This is a genomic window from Sphingorhabdus lutea, assembly GCF_001889025.1.
Classification (GTDB): Bacteria; Pseudomonadota; Alphaproteobacteria; order Sphingomonadales; family Sphingomonadaceae; genus Sphingorhabdus_B; species Sphingorhabdus_B lutea.
Genome location: NZ_CP018154.1, coordinates 1,504,512 through 1,521,029, shown reverse-complemented (window position 1 = coordinate 1,521,029; position 16,518 = coordinate 1,504,512). Strand labels below are relative to the sequence as shown.

At 41.2% G+C, this 16,518-nt stretch carries 13 protein-coding genes; 2 read left to right on the top strand and 11 right to left on the bottom strand.

What is annotated here, in order from left to right:
- The first annotated feature begins 287 nt into the window (after positions 1 to 287).
- Complete coding sequence (locus LPB140_RS07265) at positions 288 to 1,571, top strand: citrate synthase (RefSeq protein WP_072559259.1); 1,284 nt, start codon at positions 288 to 290, stop codon at positions 1,569 to 1,571.
- A 7-nt stretch (positions 1,572 to 1,578) separates the two neighbouring features.
- Here the strand turns inward: LPB140_RS07265 and LPB140_RS07260 are convergent, their stop codons facing one another.
- The 4 genes from LPB140_RS07260 to LPB140_RS07245 form a co-directional block, all read right to left on the bottom strand.
- The gene (locus LPB140_RS07260; protein ID WP_072559258.1) at positions 1,579 to 2,958 is read right to left on the bottom strand and encodes a sensor histidine kinase; all 1,380 of its coding nucleotides are present in this window, start codon (positions 2,956 to 2,958) and stop codon (positions 1,579 to 1,581) included.
- Positions 2,958 to 3,944 carry a hypothetical protein gene (locus LPB140_RS07255; protein WP_072559257.1) on the bottom strand — a complete coding sequence of 329 codons (987 nt, stop codon included), beginning with the start codon at positions 3,942 to 3,944 and terminating at the stop codon, positions 2,958 to 2,960. Before LPB140_RS07255 ends, LPB140_RS07260 begins: the two co-directional genes overlap by 1 nt.
- A 68-nt stretch (positions 3,945 to 4,012) precedes the next feature.
- The gene (locus LPB140_RS07250) at positions 4,013 to 5,185 is read right to left on the bottom strand and encodes a hypothetical protein (protein ID WP_072559256.1); all 1,173 of its coding nucleotides are present in this window, start codon (positions 5,183 to 5,185) and stop codon (positions 4,013 to 4,015) included.
- Between the two features lie 62 nt (positions 5,186 to 5,247).
- Positions 5,248 to 5,547: an Hpt domain-containing protein gene (locus LPB140_RS07245; protein WP_072559255.1), complete on the bottom strand. Its 300-nt coding sequence runs from the start codon at positions 5,545 to 5,547 to the stop codon at positions 5,248 to 5,250.
- Between the two features lie 69 nt (positions 5,548 to 5,616).
- On the opposite strand from LPB140_RS07245, the gene LPB140_RS07240 reads away from it, so the two are divergent.
- On the top strand, positions 5,617 to 7,938 hold the full coding sequence (locus LPB140_RS07240) for a hypothetical protein (protein WP_072559254.1): 2,322 nt from the start codon (positions 5,617 to 5,619) through the stop codon (positions 7,936 to 7,938).
- Positions 7,939 to 8,031: 93 nt separating this feature from the next.
- On the opposite strand, the gene LPB140_RS07235 is transcribed toward LPB140_RS07240, so the two are convergent.
- The 7 genes from LPB140_RS07235 to nuoL are packed head-to-tail and all read right to left on the bottom strand — an operon-like array spanning position 8,032 to position 16,513.
- Positions 8,032 to 8,301: a DUF1467 family protein gene (locus LPB140_RS07235; protein ID WP_072559253.1), complete on the bottom strand. Its 270-nt coding sequence runs from the start codon at positions 8,299 to 8,301 to the stop codon at positions 8,032 to 8,034.
- A complete protein-coding gene (locus LPB140_RS07230; RefSeq protein WP_072559252.1) occupies positions 8,302 to 9,945 on the bottom strand; it encodes a ribonuclease J in 1,644 nt (547 codons plus the stop codon).
- 4 nt (positions 9,946 to 9,949) lie between these two features.
- Complete coding sequence (locus tag LPB140_RS07225) at positions 9,950 to 10,729, bottom strand: type III pantothenate kinase (RefSeq protein ID WP_072559251.1); 780 nt, start codon at positions 10,727 to 10,729, stop codon at positions 9,950 to 9,952.
- Entirely contained in the window at positions 10,730 to 11,467 is a 738-nt protein-coding gene (locus LPB140_RS07220; protein ID WP_198024086.1) for a biotin--[acetyl-CoA-carboxylase] ligase, read from the bottom strand.
- Positions 11,464 to 12,918 carry an NADH-quinone oxidoreductase subunit NuoN gene (gene nuoN / locus LPB140_RS07215; protein ID WP_072559250.1) on the bottom strand — a complete coding sequence of 485 codons (1,455 nt, stop codon included), beginning with the start codon at positions 12,916 to 12,918 and terminating at the stop codon, positions 11,464 to 11,466. Before nuoN ends, LPB140_RS07220 begins: the two co-directional genes overlap by 4 nt.
- Positions 12,918 to 14,501 carry an NADH-quinone oxidoreductase subunit M gene (locus LPB140_RS07210; protein ID WP_072559249.1) on the bottom strand — a complete coding sequence of 528 codons (1,584 nt, stop codon included), beginning with the start codon at positions 14,499 to 14,501 and terminating at the stop codon, positions 12,918 to 12,920. The genes nuoN and LPB140_RS07210 overlap by 1 nt, the downstream gene beginning before the upstream one ends.
- Positions 14,498 to 16,513, bottom strand: coding sequence for an NADH-quinone oxidoreductase subunit L (nuoL, locus tag LPB140_RS07205; RefSeq protein WP_072559248.1), 2,016 nt, complete (start codon positions 16,511 to 16,513; stop codon positions 14,498 to 14,500). The genes LPB140_RS07210 and nuoL overlap by 4 nt, the downstream gene beginning before the upstream one ends.
- Between the last annotated feature and the right edge of the window lie 5 nt (positions 16,514 to 16,518).

Below are 16,518 nucleotides of genomic sequence, written 5' to 3'. Positions count from 1 at the left end.
AAATTTATAATATGTGATTGGAAATTCATCATTCTCGCCATATAAATAATGGCTAGCAGTTTTAACGAACAAAAAAAGCGATATTTACCTGTGAAAACTGACTCTTTGCTTGACGTTAAAGTCAATTACCCGCATGGAAAAGGAAATCCTTCCCAGGACAATATATGTTTCAGTTATTCTGAAACATATTGGCTTAACACGCCATAATCGGCTATGATGAGATATGCTCAATATTGATTGGGATATTCATAATATGCCTTGGGCTATATATATTTTGGAGAATTTTGATGAGTGACACCCCTGTATTGCACCTTGGAGATAAGCAAATCGACCTGCCAGTTATTAAGGGCACAATGGGTCCGGATGTTTTGGATATCCGCCAACTTTATGCCCAAACCGATTGCTTTACCTATGATCCGGGCTTTACATCGACGGCAAGTTGCGATTCAAATTTAACTTTTATTGACGGCGGCGAAGGTGTGTTGTTACATCGCGGCTATCCTATTGATCAATTGGCAGAAAACTCCTCCTTCATGGAAGTGGCCTATTTATTATTAAATGGCGAGCTTCCAAAGAAAAAGGAATTTGACGATTTTGAATATACAATTTCGCGCCACACCATGTTGCACCAACAATTGGCGACATTTTATTCCGGCTTTCGCCGCGATGCCCACCCCATGGCGGTTATGTGCGGTGTTGTTGGCGCTTTATCGGCATTTTACCATGATTCTTTGGATATTAATGATGCAGAACATCGCAAAATCTCTAGCCACCGTTTAATCGCCAAAATGCCAACTATTGCGGCAATGGCATATAAATATTCAATTGGTCAGCCATTTTTATATCCTGATAATAATCTTTCCTATACTGGAAATTTCCTGCGCATGACCTTTGGAGTCCCTGCGGAGGAATATGTTGTTGACCCCGTTATTGAACGGGCAATGGACCGTATTTTCATCCTTCATGCCGATCATGAACAAAATGCCTCAACATCGACTGTTCGTCTTGCGGGCTCTTCTGGCGCGAATCCTTTTGCATGCGTTGCTGCAGGTATTGCCTGCCTATGGGGTCCTGCGCATGGCGGCGCGAATGAGGCGGCACTGAACATGTTGCGTGAAATTGGAACAGTGGACCGGATTCCCGAATATATTGCCCGTGCAAAGGATAAAAATGATCCATTCCGTTTAATGGGCTTTGGTCACCGCGTTTATAAAAATTACGATCCTCGTGCAAAGGTTATGCAAAAAACCGCTGATGAAGTGCTAAAGAAATTAGGCGTTACTGACCCAATTTTTGATGTTGCACGCGAATTGGAACAAATTGCTATTAACGATCCATATTTTGTTGAAAAGAAACTTTACCCGAATGTGGATTTCTATTCTGGCATTATTTTGTCTGCTATTGGTTTCCCAACCGAAATGTTCACAGCATTATTTGCCTTGGCACGTACTGTTGGCTGGGTTGCGCAATGGAATGAAATGATTTCCGATCCGAAACAAAAAATCGGCCGCCCGCGTCAGCTTTATACTGGCCCGGCAACACGTGATTATGTCGGATTTGATCAACGTTAATTAAAATTTATATGTCGCGGGGAAGAATTAGGGTAAACTCACACCCCTTCCCCGTGGCGTTTTTCACGCTTAAATCGCCGCCCATTGCCCGGGCCAATTTACGTGAAATATAAAGACCAAGTCCGCTGCCACCATCTCCTGTTCGGCCAAGTCGTTCAAATTTATTGAAAATTTTAGATTGATCTTCAGCGGCTATGCCTGCACCTTCATCAATGATGCAGATTTTGGCATGGCTTTCATTTTCTTGGATTAAAATTTCAATCACCCCTCCATCGGGCGTGTAGCGAATGGCATTATTCACCAAATTCACCAAAATTTGAAGAACGCGCCTAAATTCACCAATGGCGGGCTGTGCCTTATTACTTGAAATAATGTTTATCCGTTTATTATGATCGCTCGCCTTTACTGCAAGCAACCCTTTTACCCGTTCAGCCAAATCATATAGGTCAATTTTATCTTTTGCTGTTTTAAATCCGGCCTTTTCGATAAATTCCAAATCGCCCAAATCCTCCACCAAATCCAATAAATGCTTGGCCGCATGTGATATATCACTAGCATAAATCGCGTAATTTTCACGAATTGGGCCATATATTTTTGATTTTATTGTCTCTGCATTGGCGATAATTCGGCCCAATGGCATGCGCAATGCCGGCGCCAATGTAGCGCCAATTTGAACTGGCTCCTCATCAATAAATTGTCCCGCAACATGAAGAATATCTTTTGCTTCTTGGGCAATGCGTAATTTTATATGAAAGCCTTGGAAAATTTTTGCTTCATTAAAATTGGGCAAAAAATCAGCGGTCAGATTGCGATTATCTTGCATATATTTCAAAGCGATATTCTCATTCTTTTTATGGCTGGAGAATATTTGGTCCAGTTGCATATTCGACCTAACAGCGGGAATAATCTGAAATAAATTTCCAAAATCCTTGCCCATTATGTCGTCTGCTGAAATCTCTAAACCACCTCCATTGATGATTTTGACAATCCTATTTTGATGATCGGTCACTAATAATGCACCCATTAAACCGGTATTTAAATGACCAAACTCACCATTATCGGCTAACCAAAGATTTTCTCTCTCCAGCCAGCTATGCACCAAAAATTTGACAATATCGCCGCCCGTTAAATTTTCTTCGATGGAAACATCCACATTCATTTCGATAATGATATTATCGACGGCAATGCTCAAAATCCTATTCACATTTATTTTTAATTTGCGAACCAAATTTGCAAGGGACGCAAAATTATAAAACATAAAAATATCATGTTCTTTGCCGCCCGCATCAATTTGCAAACCCAAAATTTCGGGGCTTGCGAAAATAATTTTATTATTCGCGTCCAATAATAATTCCAATGGAGGAGAATATATCAACTTTTTTCCCATTACGCCCCCTGCTCAAAATTATAGGCGGCCGAATTTTCAAAATAGGATAGTAAAATTTTACGCGCTTGCTGTGCTGTTATGGATACATATTGGTCGCTTAATTGATATAAAAAATCGTCATGCTCCCCATGAACAAAAATATGGGTCAATAATCGCATTGCCTCGCCCATATCCACATTGGATGAACATAATAATAAAGAGATTAATTTGGGGTCAGAGCTGACCAAAATCTGGAGATTTTGGATAAAGCTAAACTGATTTATTTTTGCCAGATGGACAATATATAGTGGCAGGCATATTTTTTTAATTTCTGTCGCCTCATCATATATTTCCATTTGATGAAATAATAATTCTGCGCAATGCTCCACCGGTAATATTTTTGATATTTTCGTTAAAATAATCCGGACATCATTATCGGTAATTTTTTGAAAATCTTCGCCCTGCAACATGATTGCATTGGCAGAAATTTCCAACATGGCCTGCGCCTCTTCAATTGGTAATTCCGATAATAGGACAGATTGATTTAACTCAATTCTGCTCATCGCCGTCATCAAATTAACTGCATTTTCTTGGACTATATTATCCTTATGATCCAATAATTTGGATAAAGAGGAACAATCAAATAAAGGCGTGCAATTTTGCTCAATTTGGCGATAGCTGCTCAATCTATGCGCAGAATGAACCAATTTATTTTTCAAATTCTTTGGAATATTATCAAATAATTGGATCATGTTCAGCCCGATATGGGCAATCATTTGGTTGCTAAGCTGTAAATTTGATTGTTCGGCCAATAATAATATTGCCTGATGGCATAGTTTTTGAATCATCTGCCGGATGTTGGCAATGTCTTGTTCTGTGAAAGTAGGAGAAGCGGGCGGGAAAATATAATCCGCAATATGCATGTTCCATAGCGCAGCATTTTCAAGGTCCTGAACAACCTCATCCCAAAAAATATTATTTGCAGGTCCTGCCGACAAAATGCTCATCCTATATTATTGCTAATATGTCATATCAAAATGTCGTTAAATTGCCTTTAACGACATAATCATTTTATTCATTTGTGTTTTTTTACATTATCCCAAATTAAATTGGAGAAGATAAAAGCAATAATGACCATCATAAATGGTAATAGAAAACCAAAATATGCACATATTATAGAGCAAATATTCAATAAAATCGGGTCAATATAATGATAATATCCCTCTTTTTTAATATGACAAACAAATATGGCCGCTATAGTCATATATGACAGGAATATCGCAAAATATATGTTTAGCAAATCATTATTGAATAATAAGAAATATATTAAAAACAACAATATAATCAATGATATATTATATAATCTTTCGTCAATTTTATCATTCGACAATTTATTCATCAATCGCATATTTGCCAATATTATGCCCGCAAGCGATGTGGCCAATAATGCCATTTCCGCATAAGAAAAATATGCCAAGGATAACGCGCATAATAAAAATAAAATCGGCAAAATCTGTAATGCCAATTTAACAGGCCGTAGGATCAATAAATGCTCAAAATGTTTTGACCAGAAAAAAGTGACTGCATTAAAAATAATGCCCGATGAGGCAGTATTTTTCAATTTGCTAAATTTCTTTTCCGCTAAGGATTTAATATCATTCTTATTTTTTACTATGACGATATGGCCGTTAGTGATTAAATTATTTGGCAATTGCTGATGCGAAATTGACCGCTGCATTGCGATGCGCACCAACATGGATTCTAAACTCCAATCATCCGCTACATCGGAAATATTGGACAGCATATCCCCTTGCAACAACGCAAAACCTGCCCAGCGATTATTTAAATCCAACCTTTCAAAATCGGCATTTTCTTCGCGACTATCCAATAGGAAAAGCTTGTTCTTCGCATTATTGGCAAGGCAATATACGTTTATTATGTTATCTTCCATGATAATGGAATCGCCCACTAATAAGAAGGATTGATTTTCGATTTTTTCTTTTAAATCTTGGGCAGATCTGATCAAAATAATTTCAACTGAGCCGCTTTGATATTTATCAATTATGTCGGTTAATTTTGATGTTATTTGGCCAACAGAAATAAAAATTCGCTTAAATTTTAAACGTATAAGTTGGTCAATTTGTTCTTCCACCACTGTTTTAGAAAATATGCTGTTCAATGCAGAAAGGCTTTCCGGCCCATCTTGCATAAAATTATGCACAGATATTAACGCGGTGGTGACGGACAAGATAATGCTCCAATAAAAATATTGGAAATATAACTAGTCCCCAAAAATAATATTAGCAAATACTAGCTTAAAATTTCGGTGATGGCCGCATTTAATTTTCGCAAAATAACTGGGTCGCCGGGCGCCCCTTGGCTTGCCTCATCGGCCAATTCCATAACAGAAATTGCCCCAAAACTAGCAGCTATTCCATGTAAACGAAGTGCGCTGTGATGCCAATTTGCGTCGCATCTTGATCTTGTCATCAAGTCCAACTGTCGATTTGCACTATCCACAAAGGCCTGGCGAAGTTCCGCAAATAATTTTGCGTCATCACCCGAAGCGGCCTTCAAAGAGTTTTCGAAATTTCCAAATGCTACTGACATAATGACATAGCTATACCAAATTTATTAAGTTTCAGTTTCCATGAACAAAAAATATGGTAAATAAAGAATATGGCCCAAAAAGACACAATTTCACAAAATGATGACGACCAAATTTTGGACTTGCCGAATAAAAAAGTCACACATCATACTGAAAATATTAAAATAAATTCAAATTCTGAACCAGAAATTGACCCCGTGATTGAAAATGTCGATTTGGGCGATAAATATGCCGAATATGAAGATGAATATATTCAGCCACCAAAAAATTACAAAAAATTCATTCTTCCCTTTATTTTTATTTCCCTTGCCAGCATTTGGGCGTGCTATTTTATCTGGAATAAATGGTCAGAAATGAAAGCCGGCATGGCCCAAGGCCACCTGCCCGATTTGTTATCGCAATATTCCGCTGCTCTATTCACGCCTATAATATTGCTTATCGCTTTATGGCTACTCATCATGCGCAACAGCCGAGCGGAATCAATTATATTTGGAGATGTCGCCGCAAAATTAAGAGTGGAAAGCGAGGCGCTTGATAAAAAAATGTCCTCTATCAATCAAAATATCACCGCATCATTAAATTTATTGAGCGAGCATAGTAAGGCCTATATCAGCTTGGCCGATGATGTTGCCGCCAAAATGCAACAATCAGGTGCATTATTATCGTCCAGTTTTGAACAAACGGATATTCATGCAAAATCACTGGAACAGGTTAGTAATTCTGCCAAAACAAATTTGGATATTTTACAACAAAATCTCCCTAACATTACCAATATTACCAAAGATTTGACCAATCAAATTGGAACAACGGGTCGTAATGCACAGGCGCAATTAAGCCAATTAAAAGAAAGTTTTGCCTCCTTAACCACACAGGCAAAGACAATGGAGGATGCATCTGTTGCACTAGGTAATAAAAATCTAGAAATAATGGAGCAGTGGCAGAAAAGCAGCAAAGAACAGGGCGAAGCTTTATTTAATCAGGTTAAACAATCAAAGGATATTATCGCTCAAATTTCTAATAATATTAGCATGATGATAGCAGATCTTCACGCCAAAACGCGAAATGTCATGGATGAAATGACCGAAGAAAATATTGCTGCGAATGATTTATTAAACAATAATATCAATACTTTGACGGAAAAGAAGGCACATCTTATTGAGGAATCGCTTAAGGGTAAGGATGTTTTAGAGCAATCCATTGCCGAAGTGGAACAATCCTTTGCCGCCACCGTTGAAAAAGTGAATGATTTGACTCAATCATCAGGCGTCAAAATGGGTGAATTGGCCTTTGCATTGGCTGCATTGGATGAAAAGCATGATATTATTAGCGAAAAATTCAGTAATAATGAGCGGCAAACTTTGTCACTTATTGCACAATGTGAACATTTATTAGAAGCGTTAAACAGCAATAGTCGTGAAATGGATGAGAGCCTGCCGGCAAGCTATGATCGCCTGAAAATTAAAATTGCAGAAACGAAATCTGCATTGAATAATTTAAATGAAGAACAGGCTGAGGGACTTAATAATGCGCAGAAAATAATCCGCCTGTCAGAGACATTTATCGCCGATACAAAGGCGCAGGCCCATTCGCTGGATCAATTGAGTGATAAAAATCTTAATTTTATAAAAGAATATGAAAATAATATAAAATTAATCGATAAAGAAATGCGCAATGTTCAGAAAAATTTAGATCATTTATCGACCAAAACCGATGAAGAAATTACAACATTATTGCATAATATCGGTGATAAAATTGGTCAGCTTAAATCCGAAATAACCGCTGATTTCGGCAAAGCTATTCATGAAATTTCCAATGATAATAAACAAGTAATTGCCACAGCTACCGAATCACAATTGGCCACAATAACTCAAACTGCACAGCATGTTTTTGCATCGCATCTTGAACTTACCGAACAATCAACACAAAGGCTTGAATCAAAATTACTCTATATTCAAGAAATGACCGACAATTTAGAGGCCAGATTAAAACAGAATGAAGCATTATTTAGCGGCGTCGATGAAAATGATTTTACCCGCCGCATGGCATTATTGACCGAGGCATTGAACAGCACATCTATTGATGTCGCCAAAATATTAAGCAATGACGTTACCGATACCAGCTGGGCCGCTTATTTAAAAGGTGACAGAGGCGTGTTTACACGTAGGGCCGTTCGTTTGCTGGATAATAGTGAGGCAAAAATTATCGCATCCTATTATGAAGAAGACGGAGAATTTCACGATAATGTAAACCGATATATTCATGATTTTGAAAGTATGATGCGATTGGTGTTGAGCACCAAGGATGGAGGTGCGATAAGCGTTACATTATTATCATCAGATATCGGCAAATTATATGTCGCCTTGGCACAGGCAATTGAAAGATTCCGCGAATAATATCTTCTATTTAATGGCCTCCCATTAAGATGGCCCATTTATGCTTATACTTCAACTGGAATGCATCAATTGGAATGCATCAATTGGAATGCATCAATTGGTTAGTAACAGAAAGTTGAAACTTTCCTGCGTGACCCATCCGTAAACATAATTTGCATAATATATGCCAAATAAAATTGCGGACAAAATTGTCGTTCTGAATATTATTTTTTTCGGTTTGAAATTGGCAGGCGCGCCATCCGCATGCCCTGGCAAAATTTCATCGCCCGTTTCAAAATGGCTTTTAATTCCAAAGGGCAGCACCAAAAAAGCGCATAACACCCAAAAAAGAAAATATATCGCCAATATTGATGCTATATTCATTTATGCCTCGACTGCCAATACGGTGACCACCGGCTTCTTGCCAGTCCATTGCCTGATGATTTTACGTAAAGCTATTCTCATCTTCTCTTTTAATTTTTCAAGGTCACCCTTGTTAAACGCGCGAAGAATTTCATTCAACTCCTCCACCGCTTCATCCATAAATTCGTCAATTTCAATTTCTAATGGCACGCCTAACATGCTAATTATCGGGTCGCCTTGCACTCGTCCATTTTCACCAATGAAAAATGCAACACTTGCCTGGCCATGAAATGAAAGTTTACGTCTTTCATTCATTGTCGCGCCATCGGCCTCGATAATCATATCACCGTCCAATAATAAGCGCCCTGCCCTTTCATGCGAAATATGCACCGCTTTACCGGGCGCAAGACGCAATAATTGGCCATTTTTCTGTACTATTGTCTGTGATATATTATTCTCGCGGCCCAGTTTTGCCTGTTCCTTCATATGGCGCATTTCACCATGAACGGGCAGTAATATTTCAGGGCGAAGCCATTGGTAGAATTTGACAAGCTCTGGCCGACCAGGATGTCCAGAAACATGGATATGCGCCTGTTTTTCGGTAATCATTTCCACATCGGCCTCTGCCAATGCATTTTGAATACGCCCAATTGCAATTTCATTGCCCGGAATTTGTTTGGAGGAAAATAGGATATGGTCGCCCTTTTCAACCTTAATCGGGTGCGTATCGCTGGCAATGCGGGATAATGCCGCGCGCGGTTCCCCCTGTCCGCCCGTCGCAATAATCATCACCTGATTTCTGGGCAGGCGCATGGCCTCATCAAATTCTATTGTCGCGGGGAAATCCTTTAAATAACCATTGGCCTGCCCCACCTCAATCATTCGATCTAGCGAGCGGCCCGCAACACATAATTGCCTCTTTGCCGCCTTTGCTGCCTTACCCAAACTGTCCAATCGGGCAATATTTGATGCAAAGCTGGTTACCAAAATCCGGTTGGGAAGCCCTTTAATCAATTCGATTAAATTATCACGAACAACGCCCTCACTGCCCGATTCCGCATTTGAAAATGCATTTGTAGAGTCACAAACAAGCGCAAGAACACCTTCGTCGCCAATTTTACTTAACTGTTCCTGCGTGGCGGGGCTGCTGATAATGGAATCATCATCCAATTTCCAATCGCCCGTGTGGAAAATCCGGCCATGTGGCGTGTTGATTAACAATGCATTGCCCTCCGCAATGCTATGCGCGAGCGGAATATATTGGCACGAAAATGGCCCTAAATCGACAATAGAATCAAGGTCAACCACATGCAATTCAACCTGATCAACCAACCCAGCCTCATCCAATTTACGGCGGATTAAATCAGCGGTAAAGGATGTCGCATATAAAGGCACGCCCAAATCCGCCGCCAAATATGGAATGGCTCCAATATGATCCTCATGCCCGTGGGTCAAAACTATCCCTAATAAATCATCGGCGCGTTGTTCGATAAATTCTAAATCGGGCAAAACCAAATCAACGCCAGGATAATAGGGATCGGCAAAGCTAAGGCCCAAATCAACCATAATCCATTTGCCCTGACACCCATATAGATTGACATTCATGCCAATTTCGCCTGACCCACCAAGTGCCAGAAACAACAGCTCGTCGGCTGGTTTAACCATGTATTTAACCTTTAATTTTGTTATAATAGAGGCAGGATAGCCCCTTTAATGTAAGATCGGGATCAATAAAATCAAATATCTGATGCTGTTTTTGAAATAAATATGCCATACCACCAGTGGCGATAATTTGAACCGGCTTGCCAATTTGGGCCTTCATTCGTGAAATCATGCCCTCAATCAATGATAAAGAACCCCAGAAAATACCAATTTGCATTTGCGCCTCGGTCGTTTTGCCCAGCATATTATCATTTTCAGGATCCGTAATTGCAATATTGGGCAATTGAGCGGTCGCAGAATATAGCCCATCCAATGAAAGGTTAATTCCCGGTGCTATACTGCCGCCATTATAGCTGCCGTCGCTGCCAATATGGTCAAATGTTGTGGCCGTACCAAAGCTGATAACGATTTTATCCATTTTGCATAATAATTGCGCGGCAATGGCGTTAACTATTCTATCAGTGCCAACGCTGCTGGGTTCTTCGACATTTAATTTAATATCCCAGTTAAAGTCACCTCTGCCTGCAACAACAAAATCAGCTTTGAGATATTTTTCGGCCAATATGGAAAAATTATGCACCGCCCGCGGCACAACTGAGGATAGGATAAGCGCTTTGACAGACTTTATATCATATCCAGACAAGGCAAATATTTGCGCCAACCATGTGGCATATTCATCGGCGGTTCTGCGTGAATCGGTTGCGATACGCCATCTTTCCAAAATGCCTTCCTCATTTGCCAATGCAAATTTAACATTTGAGTTGCCAATATCTGCAATTAAAAGCATTTAATTTCCTTGATCAACTAACATAACATCCCCCGCATGGATAATATGCGATCTTCCGTCATTTAATACAAGGTTAAGCGACCCATTGGCGGTGACGCCTGCAAATTCACCTATAATCTGATCGCCATTACCCAAATGAGTGGACATGGGTGTTCCAGCCGGAAAACTATATTCGCGCCAATAATCCAATATTTTCGAAAGCCCCAAATGGCGCCATTTTTTTAAGAAAAATTCAAAGCGCAATGACAAAATGTTCAAAACCGCCGCGACATCACACTCCTGATGCAAAAAATCTTTAAGACAAACTGTATTTCTATCGGCCAGATTAGGCGCAATATTAACATTCATGCCAATACCAATCACAATATGCGGCATTTTGCTTTCCAGTAAAATACCGCTTATTTTATGCCAACTACTATCTTTTTTTACCAATATATCATTAGGCCATTTAATCCTAATCTCTGCATCAGGGATGAAATGAACAACCGTTTCATAAACACTTAAAGATGTCATCATTGCCAATGAAGCAGGCGCGGGGTCATTTTCGCCAATTCTAACAAATGTGGAGCAATATAAATTACCCTCTGGCGAATGCCATTCGCGCCCTTGCCTGCCCCTGCCGCCGCTTTGCTGATCTGCTTGCAACCAATATCCTTCGCCTAAAATCGAAAGATTTTTTTTTAGCAAATCAGCATTTGTCGAATGGGTTTCTGCAATATTATCAATATGGATGCTCAACTTGCTAACAATGCGGCTGCTGCATTATCGCCAAGATGTTGCAGTAATGGAATCGCCATCCAACCCACTGTTAATAGGATAATAGCAAACAGGCCGCTAATCCATGCAAGCACCTTATCCGCAGGCACGATGATGGCGTCAGCTTCATCAAAGAACATGATTTTAACCACCTTTAAATAATAAAAGGCGCCAATTACCGATGCACAAATACCCAAAATTGCCAGTGGGAATAATCCTGCCTGAATTGCGGCTTGGAACACAACCAATTTACCCCAAAAACCAAATAGTGGCGGAATACCAGCCAAAGCAAACATATATGCCGCCATTGAATAAGCCAAGGCAGGACGTGTTTCTGACAATCCGGCAAGCGCTCCCATATCTTCACGGACAACGCCCTGACGATCCACCAATTGCATGACACAGGCAAATGCCCCCAATGTCATAACGACATAAATTGCCAAATATGTCATCATGCCGGAAATACCCGCCGCATTTGCCGCAGCAAGACCAATTAACAAAAACCCGATATTGTTAATCGAGCTATAGGCCAAAAGACGTTTAATATTTTGCTGTCCAATTGCCCCCAATGCCCCGACAATAATGGAGAAAAGCGCCACAAAAATAACAATCATCTGCCATGCTGCCACTTGGCTGCCAAATGCATCCATGGAAACACGGACCAACAATATACTGGCCGCCACCTTTGGTGCACTTGCAAAAAATGCTGTAATCGGCGTCGGTGCACCTTCATACACATCCGGCGTCCACATATGAAATGGTGCTGCGCTGATTTTAAAGGCCAAACCAGCAAGGATGAAAACAAGACCAAAGGTTGCGCCCATCCCAATATTACCAGAAAGTGCATCGGAAATAAGATGAAATTGCGTGCTGCCGGTAAAGCCATAAATTAACGACATGCCGAATAATAAAATGCCGCTGGCCAATGCGCCAAGCACAAAATATTTAAGCCCGGCCTCGCTTGATCGTTCATCATCGCGGGCGAAACTGGCCAAGACATAGGCTGCCAAACTGTTTAGTTCTAGCCCGATATATAAGGTTACAAAATCAACCGCCGACACCATTATTCCCATGCCTACTACAGCAAATAGGACCAATATTGGATATTCAGGCTTAAACACCCCTGCGCGTGTTAAAACAGATGGCGTCATAATTAAACAAATTGCCGCCGCCGCATAAATGATAAGCTTTGCATAGGAACCAAATGCATCCATACGATAAAGGCCGGAAAATGCATCCCCGCCATCGGAATAGGACGGGTTTGTCAAAAATTCGATAAGATATGCGCCAGCACCAAATAATGCTGCAACAGCCAAGATAGAAAGCAGCTTACCGCTATCATTTCGCCACGCGGCAATTAATAATAAAATCAATCCAGAAAAACTTAAAATAAGCTCAGGGCGCGTAAAATATAGTGAAATCGCCAAATCCATTAGTGCGCACTCCCATGCTCAGCTGATTTTTCAGGCAAATGCCCTTCCTTGCCCTCATGTTTTTGGACACGATATTTGGTCATGGCTTTATCATTTTCTTTAATAATTGAATCAGTTGCCGGTGTCGCGCGGTCAATATGGGCAACAATTGTCGCCACATCGCGTCTTATCGGTTGAATGAATGATTCTGGATAGACACCCATCCATAAAACAACAGCCGCTATTGGCGCCAACAGCCACATTTCACGTCCATCAATATCTTGCATTGCGGCGGCATCTTCATTCACCTGCGCGCCAAATGCCACACGGCGATAAAGATAAAGCATATAGCCTGCGCCTAAAATAATGCCCGTTGTGCAAATTAAGGTCGCCCATGTGGAAATTTGATAAATCCCAGCCAAAGCTAAAAATTCACCCACAAAACCGCTTGTCCCGGGAAGGCCAATGCTGGCCATTGTGAACAAAAGAAATAAAATGGCATATTTAGGCATGTTAATGCTTAACCCGCCATAACGGCCAATATCTCGAGTATGTAGGCGATCATATATAACCCCAACACAAAGGAATAAAGCGCCAGAAACCAAACCATGGCTTAACATCACAATAATCGCGCCCTCAATACCTTGTTGGTTAAAGGCAAAAAGGCCGATTGTCACAATCGCCATATGGGCCACCGATGAATAAGCGATAAGCTTTTTCATATCTTCCTGCACCAATGCCACCAATGAAGTATAAACCACTGCCACCATAGAAAGGCCAAGTATTACCCACAAAAATTCCGCGCTTGCCTCTGGAAACATGGGAAGCGAGAAACGTAAAAATCCATATCCGCCAAGTTTCAACAAAACACCTGCCAAAATGACCGAGCCAGCAGTAGGCGCCTGAACATGAGCATCAGGAAGCCAAGTATGTAGTGGCCACATAGGTACTTTAACCGCGAAACTAGCGAAAAATGCCAGCCACAACCATGTCTGCGCCTCAACAGGGAATTTATAGGCATGAAGATCGGGGATATAAGAAGTGCCTGCCTCATTTATCATCCAAAGCATGGCGAGCAGCATCAGAACCGAACCAAGCAATGTGTAGAGGAAAAATTTGAAACTTGCATAAATGCGGTTTGCGCCGCCCCAAATCCCGATAATCAAATACATGGGGATTAAGCCAGCCTCAAAGAAGATATAAAATAATAATAAATCCTGCGCGACAAAAACGCCGATCATGATGACTTCCATCATCAAAAACGCCGCCATATATTCACCAACGCGTTTATCGATCGCGCGCCAGCTTGCGCCGATACATATCGGCATTAAAAATACCGATAACATGATAAGCATTAAAGAAATGCCATCAATACCAATATTGTAACCGATAGGGCCAAATAAATCCAAATTTTCGGTAAATTGCCATTGATCGCCCGTGGGATTAAACGACATCCAAAGCCAAATGCCCAATAATAAATTAAGCAATGTCGCGCCCAATGCGAGCTGACGAGCGCCATTATCGCGTAAAAACATGCATGCGATAGATGCCAGTAAAGGCACCAGCATCATGATCGAAAGAATAGGAAGATTTTCTGCGCTCATTTTGTTTGCACCATTACCCAGCTAATCATAGCGACAAGGCCGATTAGCATTACAAAAGCATAAGTATAAAGATAACCTGATTGGACCTTTGCGGCCAATTTTGACCCCATTGATACAGCCGTAGCCGACCCATTTGGTCCAAAGCGATCAATTAAGCCAACATCGCCAATTTGCCAAAATTTGCGGCCAAACCAAAAGGCTGGACGAACAAAGATTAGGTTATAAAGCTCATCAAAATACCATTTATTATAAAAGAAATTATAAAGAGGCTTGAAATGCGACACCAATTTTTGCGGCGCATCCTCTGAACGGATATACATCATATAGGCAATGAACAATCCTGTGAGCATCGCAAAAGTCGATGATAATTTTACCCATAATGGCACTTCATGAATGGCATGCATTAAATGCTCATTAAAATATAATGTGCTTTGTGACCAAAATTCGTTGCCAATTCCTGCCTCCACAAAGGGATTGTGAAAAATTAAACCAGCGAAGATCGCACCAAAGGAGAGAACCGCCAATGGAATAAGCATCGGCAATGGGCTTTCATGCGGGTGGTAACCACCTGTTGTGTCCTCGCCCGCTTCTTCTGCTGTTTTATGTACGCTATGTTGAATATGTTCGCTTTCTATCCAACGCGCTTTGCCAAAGAAGGTTAAGAACATTAAACGCCAGCTATAAAAACTGGTCAATAATGCCGCCAAAACACCAATGCCAAATGCATAATATCCAAAATTATGCGGCGCAGCACCGGCAAAGGCAACTTCGATAATCGCATCTTTTGAATAAAATCCTGCAAAGCCGCCCACACCAAGTATGCCAACACCGGTAATTGCCAATGTTCCAGCCATCATCGCCCAAAATGTGAGCGGTATATGCTTACGCAATCCACCATAATAACGCATATCTTGTTCATGATGCATGGCGTGGATCACACTACCCGCACCAAGGAATAATAAAGCCTTGAAAAATGCGTGGGTGAAAAGGTGGAACATTGCCGCACCATATGCCCCCATGCCCGCAGCAAAGAACATATAGCCCAATTGCGAACATGTTGAATAAGCAATAACACGTTTAATATCGGTTTGGACGAGGCCAACCGTTGCGGCAAAAATCGCCGTCGTCGCCCCCACAATCGTTACCAAATTCATCGCAAATTGGCTTGTTTCAAATAAGGGCGACATGCGGCATACCATAAATACACCCGCAGTAACCATAGTTGCGGCGTGGATAAGCGCGGATACAGGCGTTGGCCCTTCCATCGCGTCCGGCAACCAAGTGTGAAGGCCAAGTTGTGCCGATTTACCCATCGCGCCGATGAATAATAACACACAAAGCAAGCTCATCAAATCAACCTGCATCCCCAAAAAGCCGATTGAAGAACCAGCTTTACCGGGCGCAGCGGCCAAAATATCCGTAATTGAAACCGTGCCAAATACCATGAACAGGCCAAAAATACCTAGCATAAAGCCCAAATCGCCAACACGGTTTACGACAAATGCCTTTATTGCCGCCGCATTTGCGCTTGGCTTTTTAAACCAAAATCCGATCAAAAGATAAGAAGCAAGTCCAACCCCTTCCCAACCAAAGAACATTTGAACCAAATTATTGGCGGTTACCAGCATCAACATAGCAAAGGTAAATAAAGATAAATAGGCAAAGAAACGCGGCTGGTCTGGATCTTCGTCCATATAGCCCCAGCTATATAAATGAACCAATGCAGAAACGCTGGTCACAACGACAAGCATGACCGCGGTTAATGCATCAACTCTTAATTCCCATGCAAAATGCAGTGCGCCGGAACGCACCCAATCCAACACAGGAACGACATGCGCACTTTGCGTGCCCGATAAGAAAGAAATAAATATGGGCCAGCTTAACGCACAAGAAAGAAAAAGCCCGCCTGTTGTAATTAATTTGGCCGCTTTATTGCCCAATGCACGATTGCCAAGCCCGGCAATAATTGCCGCAATTAAAGGCGCAAAAACAATGATTTGAATTGATGACACCGGCC